Here is a 7,686-nt window from a genome sequence, read left to right as displayed (position 1 = left end):
CCGGAACCGGCGCCCACCCCGCGGCCCGAGCCGCCGCCCCGGCCCGCGGCACCGGCACCGCCACCCCCACCGGCCGCGGCTCCCGCACCACCTCCGCCCCCGCCCCCGCCCCCGACGTCCGCCCCCGCGCCGCCGCCGAAGCCGAAGCCCGCGCCGCCGGCCAAGCCGTCCCCGCGCCCGACCGTGACCCCGGTGAGCTATCCGCGCTACCGCACCCCGCCGCGCGGCCGGTCCTCGCGGGGCGGTCAGTCGCCGGTCACCTACGTCCTGCTCATCACCGTGCCCGCGCTGCTCGCCGTCGCCGCGCTGCGCCCCCGCTGACCTGGAGGCATCCGTTGCCGGAATGGCTTGTTCTCACCCTCGCGATGCTGGCCGCCTGCGCCCTGGTGGTCGTCATCACCCTGCTTCGGCACCGTGCCGCGTCCGAGGACGAGGACCCCTCCGAGACGCCCGACGTCATCGAGTACATGACGATGTGGATCGGCGTGGTGTACGCCATCGTGCTCGGCCTGGCCATCGCCGGTGTCTGGGAGGCCCGCAGCGCCGCCCAGGACCATGTGCGGGCGGAGGCGCAGGCCCTGCACGAGATCGCGGAGCGGGTCCGGGTCTACCCGCCCGAGGTGCGCGACCGCATTCGGGAGGATGTCAACACCTATGTCGGACACGTCATCACCACCGAGTGGAAGGCGATGACCGACGAGGGCCGGGTCACCGAGCGCGGCACCCAGCTGCTGAACCGGGTGCGGGCGACCGTCACGGACTACGAGCCGCGGTCCGACTTCGAGGCCCAGGCCTACCAGCCGCTGATCGACCAGGTGGCCGAGGCGGACCGGGCGCGCCACGCCCGCGCGGACGCGACCGACCCGACGATGCCGGGCGTGGTGTGGTTCGGGCTCGTCACCGGGGCGGTGATCACCGTCGGGATGATCCTCGCCCTGCAGATCCGCCGCACCCCCCGCGAGCTGGTGCTCGCCGTGCTGTTCTCCGCGCTGATCGCCTTCCTGCTCTTCCTGATCTGGGACTTCGACTCGCCCTACAGCCGGGGTGTCACGGCCTCCTACGAGCCGTTCCTGGATCTCTTCCCCGACGCCAGGGGCTGACCGACGGTCCGCCACGGGGCGGGCCGGCACCGGCCCCCGCCCGTCGCGGGCCCGCCGGGGACGTACGGCGCGCCGCCCCCGTACCCCGGTCGGCCCACCCCGTTACCCCGTTCGCACGACTGCGATGGCGCGCCGTCGCCGCTCTTCCTAGCGTGTGCCTCATCGGGGCGCGCGGCCGGCACGAGCGGAGCCGGATCAGCGGCTGCTCCCCGGGAACCGGAGGATCCCCATGGGCGACACGCGTACTTCCGCCGGCACCGCCGGGCGGCGCCGGCGCGGCACGGACGGGGCCGCGCACATGACGTAGGCCCCGGACCCCCGCGGGGGTCCGGGGCGAACGCCACGGGTGCGAGCGGCTCCGGCGACGCCGGGCGGCGGGTCAGAAACGCTTCTCGGTGCGGTGGCGCACCCAGAACACGCCGCCGCCGATGACGGCCGCGGCGACCAGCCCGCCGCCGATGGCCATGTCGGTCGGTGTCGCCCCGGTGGAGCTGCTGCCGCCGAGACCGCCCCGGACACCGCCGATGACGGTGAAGGCGTTCGGACGGGTCAGCCGCCGGCCGGAGCAGCGGACGGTGAGGTCGTAGGTGCCGGGGCGGGCGTTGCTGTCGATCGTCGCGTAGCCCCGCGCGGTCTGGCTCGCCCCGTTGATCGGCGACAGCGAGGTGGTGCGGAAGGCGTCGGAGCTCACGGTGCCGCCCCCGGGGCAGCCGTTCGCGGTGATGGTCATCTGCCCGCCACGGGCGATGACGCTGGGCAGGGAGACGATGTTGCTCGGGGTGTTCCCCGCGACGGCCGCCGGGGCCGCGACCCCGAGTGCGGCGGCGGCCGCGGCGGCGACCGCCAGGGCACGAGAGTTACGCATGTCATCCTCCGCGGAAGACGCCCCGGGGCCCGTCCCCGGTCGATCGGCGAGAAAACGTCTCCCGGCAGAACCCTCGGACGCCGTGCACGGACCCGCATGTCGGCGCTGGTCCGTCCTGGTGAGGCAGACTCCCGGCGACAAGCGCACAATCCGATGTCGCCGCAGGTCACGGACCGTCAGAAAAGTTTGGTGCGCGGCACCTCGGATGGCGCACGCGCGGTGGCCGGGACCACCCGTTCGTCTCTCCCGGATCGCCGGTTCCCCGCCGTGGTCCTAGCGTTCTCCCAGGCGCTGAACGACACGGCGACGGCCGCGTCGAGAGGGGATGACACCATGTTCCTTTCCGAGCTGGAGGAAGAGGAGGTCCGGCGGAGGAGGCGTGCCCCGTGGGGCGTGATAGCGCTTGTTCTGCTGACCGGACTCGCGCTCATCCGCAATGGCTCGGGAGAGTTCGACGTGGGTCCGCCGCAGCCCGCGTCGGCGGCGGCCGCGGACAGCCGCTCGACTCCGGCCACCTTCGCGAACGCCCCTGCGGCGCTGCCGTACGGCCTGCCCGACTGGATCAGGATGCCCGCGATCCAGGTCGACGCGCCGGTGACGCCGGTCGGTCTGGACGCGGCCGGCTGGGTGGACGCGCCGCCCCCCGAGGACCCCAATCTGGCGGGCTGGTTCACCGGTGCCGTGTCGCCGGGCGAGAAGGGCACCGCCGTGGTCGTCGGCCATGTCGACAACGAGCGCGGACCCGCCGTGTTCTACGGCCTCGGCGCGCTCCGGCGCGGGCACCGGGTCGAGGTCGTCCGGCAGGACCGGAAGACGGCGGTGTTCGAGATCTACGGCGTGGAGGTCTTCGCCAAGAACGACTTCCCCGGCGACCGCGTCTACGGCTCCAAGGGCGTCCCGGAGCTGCGGGTCATCACCTGCGGGGGCGGCTTCTCCAAGCAGAACGGCTACGACGGCAACGTCGTCGTCTTCGCCCGCCTGGTCGAGGTCCGCTGAGCGGGCCCCGACCGGGCGGGCGGCCGGCGGTCACACCTGGTGCCGGCGCGGCACGGTGAGGTGGTAGCCGGCGTCCAGCAGGTGGGGCAGGTAGTCGCGCAGCGCCCGCACGCTCTGCGAGCGGTCGCCCCCGGCGTCGTGCGCGAGCACCACGACGCCGGGGCCCGCGCCGCCCTCCACCCGGTCGACGATGGTGCGGGTGCCGGGCTCGGTCCAGTCGAGGGTGTCGACGGTCCAGGCGAGCGGTTCCATGCCGAGTTCGGCGCCGAGTTGGAAGGCGGCGCGGTTCCAGGCGCCGTACGGGGCGCGGAACCACAGCGGGCGGGCGCCGCACACCTCCTCGACGAGATCGCTGGTGCTCTCCATCTCGGTGCGGACGGCGGCGCGGGAGAGCCGGGTGAGCAGGGGGTGGGACCAGGTGTGATTGCCGACGACATGGCCGTCCTCGGCCATCTCGGTGAGCAGGCCGGGGTGCCCGGCGGCCATCTCGCCGCACACGAAGAACATCGCGCGCACGTCGTACTCGCGCAGGGTGCGCAGGATGTCCGGGGTGTAGCGCGGGTCGGGGCCGTCGTCGAAGGTCAGCACCATGGCGCGGCCGAGGCCGGACAGCCGCAGCAGGGGGGCACGGCGGACCGGGGGGCGGCCGGGGGCGGCCGGCGGGCCGTGTCCGGCCAGCGGCTGGAGGCGGTAGGCGGACGGCTCGCGCGGGCGGCGTGCCGGGGGGCCCGGGGCGGGTGCGGCGGGCGGGCCGGCCTCCCCGCCCGGGCCCGGCGTCAGCAGACCGGCGGCGGCGGGCGCGCCCAGGGCGCCGGCACCGGCCATCAAAGCCTTTCGACGGGTGAGCGACTGATCTTTCTTCATGACTCATCAGTCGCCCGGCCGGCCCCCGACGCACCGCAGCGACACCGGGCGGCGGCGGGTAATGCACCCGGGCGGCCGATGTGCCGGAGGGGGGCGGCGGTGTCCGGCGAGGACTCCCCGGGGGCCGCCCCCCGGGCACTGTCCCCGGGCGGGCGGAGGTGCTCCTTCCGATAGCCTCGGGCCGTGACGGAACAGCACTCGCACCAGTTCGAGCGCGGCACGGACGGCCCCAAGGTCATCGTGGTCGGAGTGGACGGCTCCGACTCCTCGCTGCGCGCCGCGGCCTACGCAGGTGGCCTGGCCCGGCGGCAGGGCGCGCTGCTGGCCCTCGTGTACGTGCAGCCCGGGCCGGCGGCGGCGGCCCTGGGGGCGCCCGTCGCGGCGACCACCGACGAGATCGCCGAGGACCTGGTGTCCCAGATCCGGGACGCGGCCGAACGGGTCAAGGGGATGTTCGACGTCCGCTGGGAGTTCCACACCGTCCGCGGCGATCCCTTCAGCGGGCTGGTGAAGGCGGCGGACGACCTGACGGCGGACGCCGTGGTGGTGGGCGCGTCGGAGCAGGCCGGCCACCGGTTCGCCGGCTCGGTGGCGATCCGGCTGGTGAAGGCGGGACGCTGGCCGGTGACGGTCGTGCCGTAGCGGTGCGTGGCGCCTTCCCTCAGGTGCCTGACTGGGTCATCATGATCCGCCGTCAGCCGTTTGGCGATCGCGAAGAGGTGAGGCGCATGGCCCGGCTCCGTATGGGTGAGGGGATTCTCCGCCGCAAACCCATCGAACACATCGAAGAGACGGAAGTCGCCGAGGGCCCCCGGCTCGACCGGTCCCTGGGGCTGTGGCAGCTGACGGCGATCGGCGTCGGCGGCATCATCGGCGCGGGCATCTTCACCCTCGCCGGCGCGGTGGCCAACGGCACGGCCGGGCCCGCGGTGCTGGTGTCGTTCCTCATCGCGGGCGTGGCGAGCGCGGCGGCCGCACTGTCCTACGCGGAGTTCGCGGGCCTCATCCCGAAGGCCGGTTCCGCCTACACGTACGGCTACGCGGTGCTCGGCGAGCTGGTGGGCTGGTTCATCGGCTGGGACCTGCTGCTGGAGTACACGGCGATCGTGGCGGTGGTCGCGATCGGCATCTCGGGCTACTTCAACTTCCTGATCGGCCAGCTCGGCGCCGACCTGCCGAGCTGGATGCTGGGCGCGCCGGGCACCGGCGACGGCCACCGGGTCGACCTGTTCGCGGCGGTGCTGTGCCTGTTCATCGCCTATCTGCTCACCCTCGGCATCAAGAGCGCGGCCCGCTTCGAGATGGTCGTGGTCGTGCTGAAGGTGCTGGTGGTGCTGCTGGTCATCGGCGTCGGGGTGTTCCACATCGACACGGCGAACTACAACCCGTTCTTCCCCTACGGCCTCGGCGGGGCGTTCACCGGTGCGGCCACCGTGTTCTTCGCGGTGTTCGGCTACGACGCGATGTCCACGGCGGCCGAGGAGTCGAGGGACGCGCAGCGGCACATGCCGAAGGCGATCATCTACTCGCTGGCGATCTCGATGGTGCTGTACGTGGCCGCGTGCCTGGTGCTGACGGGCATGCAGAAGTACACGGAGATCGACCCGGAGAGCGGCTTCTCCACGGCGTTCGAGTCGGTCGGGCTCGACGCCCTGGCGAACGTGATCGCGGTGGGCGCGATCATCGGCATCCTGACGGTGATGTTCACGTTCCTGCTGGGCGTGACCCGTGTGTGGTTCTCGATGTCCCGGGACGGGCTGCTGCCGCGGTGGTTCGCGAAGACGCACCCGACCCGGCACGTGCCGACGCGGGTGACCTGGATCGCCGGTTTCGCGTCGGCCGCCATCGCCGGGTTCCTGCCGATCGGCGAGGCGGCCGAGCTGACCAACATCGGGATCCTGCTGGCGTTCGTGGTGGTGTGCGTCGCGGTGATCGTGCTGCGCTACCGGCAGCCCGATCTGCCGCGGACCTTCCGGACACCGCTGATGCCGTTCGTGCCGGCCGTCGGGGTCGTCTTCTCGCTCTGGCTGATCACGTTCCTGCAGTGGCAGACCTGGGCGCGGTTCGCCGTGTGGTTCGCGCTGGGCCTGGTGATCTACTTCGCGTACTCGTACCGGAGGTCGAAGCTGGCCGGGCGTTAGAGGGACCGCAGGAAGTCCAGCAGGATCGCGTCGAAGACCTCCGGCCGCTCCAGGGTGGCGTAGCCGTGGGCGACGACGCCGGCCGGCCGCGGCGCGCAGGTCGGCCGGTTCCAGGCCGCCGTTGACGGTGAGCGGCGGGACGCCGGACGCCGGCCGGCCCGCTCTACCGGCGGGTGCAGCGCAAGGTCGAGGAGGGCGAGGCCGTCGAGGGACCGTCCGTCGGCGTCCGCGCCGTCCTGGACCTGCTGCACAAGCGCGGGCCCATGACCGTTCCGCGGATGGGCCGCGCGCAGGCCGTCAGCCGGCAGTCCGTGCAGCGGACGGTCAGCGACGCCGTGGCGCGCGGTCTGGCGGGGAGCGTCCCGAACCCGGCCCACCAGCGGTCGCCGCTGATCCGGCCGACCGCCGGGGGGCGGGCGGCGATCACCGCCGTCGTCGCCCGGGAGCACACCGTCCTGCGCGAGGTCAAGGGCGGGCTGCCGGACGCCGACGTGCGGGCCTGCGTGCGGGTGCTCGGCGAGATGCTCAGGCTGTTCGACCGCGTCGCCGTCGGCTGATCACCAGCTCACTCCCCCATCACCAGCCCGTCCCGTGCCGCGCCCCGGCCGAGGACGACCCGCTGGATGCGGTCGCGCACCCCCGTCACGTCGGCGCCCTGGGCGAGGGCGGTGTTGACGTCGACCACCCGGCCGGCGTCGATGTCGAACGCGTACGGCACGAACTCCGCCCTGGTCACGTCCCAGCGGCCGCCCGGGCGGGCGGGCGGGGTGAAGGTGAAGCGGCCGACGGTGGACTGGCTGGACCGCGGGTCGACGGCGCCCCGGCGGTCGGACACCTCGCCGGCGATCTGGTTCCCCAGGCCGTAGACCACCCAGGTGCCGTTGACCTTCTCGTACGCCTGCGGGACGCGGGTGTGGGTGCCGAGGATCAGGTCGAGGCCGGGGCGGCCGCCGGCGCCGGCGGCGGTCAGGGTGCGGACCAGGGACAACTGCCGCTCGTCGGGCTCGTCCTGCCCTTCGGTGCCCCAGTGCAGGGAGGCGACGACCAGGTCGGCGCCCGCCTGCCGGGCGGCGTGGGCGTCGGCGAGGATCCGGCCCTCGTCCAGCGGGTTGACGGCCCAGGGCTGCCCGGCGGGGAGCGGGTGGCCGCCGACGCCGAAGGTGTAGGCGAGGTGGGCGACCTTCGCCGTGCCCGCGGGCAGGATCGTCACGGTGCGCGCCTCCTGCTCGGTACGCGCCGTTCCGGCGTGCCGGAGACCGGCCCGGTCCAGCACGTCCAGGGTACGGCCGAGGCCGGCGGCGCCGTCGTCGAGGCTGTGGTCGGAGGCGGTGGAGCAGCCGTCGTAGCCGGCGTCGGCGAGGGCCTGGGCCAGTTCCGGGGGCGACATGGCGGCGCGGCCGGCGGGGGCGGCGGCGTCGCCGAGCACCGTCTCCAGGTGACACAGCGCCAGATCGGCGCCGGACACCAGGGGTTGTACGCCGGCGAGCATGGGCCGGAAGTCGTGGCCCGAGCCGCCCGCGTCGAAGCGGGCCTGCTCGCTGACGGACGGGTGCGGCAGGAGGTCGCCGGAGGCGACGAGCGTGAAGGCGCGGTGCCCGGCGTCGGGCGTCCCGGCGTCAGGCGTCCCGGCAGCGGGCGCTCCGGCAGCCGGCGCTCCGGCGTCGGGTGCCGCGGTGCCGGGTGCCCCGGCGGCGGGCGCGGCGGCGCGCGCACCGGCGGC

9 protein-coding genes and 1 pseudogene are annotated in these 7,686 nt (G+C 74.2%); 6 read left to right on the top strand and 4 right to left on the bottom strand.

Features of this window, described 5'->3' with window-relative positions; translation table 11 throughout:
- Positions 1 to 192: 192 nt before the first annotated feature.
- The gene (locus ACFF45_RS34850) at positions 193 to 321 is read left to right on the top strand and encodes a hypothetical protein (RefSeq protein ID WP_381351025.1); all 129 of its coding nucleotides are present in this window, start codon (positions 193 to 195) and stop codon (positions 319 to 321) included.
- Between the two features lie 14 nt (positions 322 to 335).
- Entirely contained in the window at positions 336 to 1,100 is a 765-nt protein-coding gene (locus tag ACFF45_RS34845; protein ID WP_381351024.1) for a bestrophin-like domain, read from the top strand.
- A 379-nt stretch (positions 1,101 to 1,479) separates the two neighbouring features.
- Here the strand turns inward: ACFF45_RS34845 and ACFF45_RS34840 are convergent, their stop codons facing one another.
- The gene (locus ACFF45_RS34840) at positions 1,480 to 1,965 is read right to left on the bottom strand and encodes a hypothetical protein (RefSeq protein WP_381351023.1); all 486 of its coding nucleotides are present in this window, start codon (positions 1,963 to 1,965) and stop codon (positions 1,480 to 1,482) included.
- A 333-nt stretch (positions 1,966 to 2,298) separates the two neighbouring features.
- Between ACFF45_RS34840 and ACFF45_RS34835 the strand changes: the two genes are divergently transcribed.
- Complete coding sequence (locus ACFF45_RS34835; protein ID WP_381351022.1) at positions 2,299 to 2,961, top strand: class F sortase; 663 nt, start codon at positions 2,299 to 2,301, stop codon at positions 2,959 to 2,961.
- A gap of 30 nt (positions 2,962 to 2,991) precedes the next feature.
- Here ACFF45_RS34835 and ACFF45_RS34830 read toward each other — a convergent pair whose 3' ends face one another.
- A complete protein-coding gene (locus tag ACFF45_RS34830) occupies positions 2,992 to 3,825 on the bottom strand; it encodes a polysaccharide deacetylase family protein (RefSeq protein ID WP_381351020.1) in 834 nt (277 codons plus the stop codon).
- Between the two features lie 183 nt (positions 3,826 to 4,008).
- Here ACFF45_RS34830 and ACFF45_RS34825 point away from each other — a divergent pair, with 183 nt between their 5' ends.
- Both ACFF45_RS34825 and ACFF45_RS34820 read left to right on the top strand, forming a co-directional pair.
- Entirely contained in the window at positions 4,009 to 4,467 is a 459-nt protein-coding gene (locus tag ACFF45_RS34825; protein WP_381351018.1) for a universal stress protein, read from the top strand.
- A gap of 86 nt (positions 4,468 to 4,553) precedes the next feature.
- A complete protein-coding gene (locus ACFF45_RS34820; RefSeq protein WP_381351017.1) occupies positions 4,554 to 5,966 on the top strand; it encodes an amino acid permease in 1,413 nt (470 codons plus the stop codon).
- On the opposite strand, the gene ACFF45_RS34815 is transcribed toward ACFF45_RS34820, so the two are convergent.
- Positions 5,963 to 6,217 (bottom strand): hypothetical protein, encoded by a 255-nt coding sequence (locus tag ACFF45_RS34815; RefSeq protein ID WP_381351016.1) that lies wholly within the window; start codon positions 6,215 to 6,217, stop codon positions 5,963 to 5,965. The two genes, ACFF45_RS34820 and ACFF45_RS34815, sit on opposite strands and share 4 nt — an antisense overlap.
- Here ACFF45_RS34815 and ACFF45_RS34810 point away from each other — a divergent pair.
- A pseudogene (locus tag ACFF45_RS34810) lies at positions 6,122 to 6,523 on the top strand (MarR family winged helix-turn-helix transcriptional regulator); the annotation flags it as partial. The gene ACFF45_RS34815 and the pseudogene ACFF45_RS34810 overlap by 96 nt on opposite strands.
- Before the next feature lie 8 nt (positions 6,524 to 6,531).
- Here the strand turns inward: ACFF45_RS34810 and ACFF45_RS34805 are convergent.
- On the bottom strand, positions 6,532 to 7,686 hold a 1,155-nt coding region (locus ACFF45_RS34805; RefSeq protein WP_381351015.1), incomplete at its 5' end, for a CapA family protein.

The organism is Streptomyces cinereospinus, assembly GCF_042430725.1.
GTDB classification, from domain to species: domain Bacteria; phylum Actinomycetota; class Actinomycetes; order Streptomycetales; family Streptomycetaceae; genus Streptomyces; species Streptomyces cinereospinus.
Note: the sequence above shows the minus strand (reverse complement) of the source record. Positions and strands in the feature narration are given on the sequence as shown.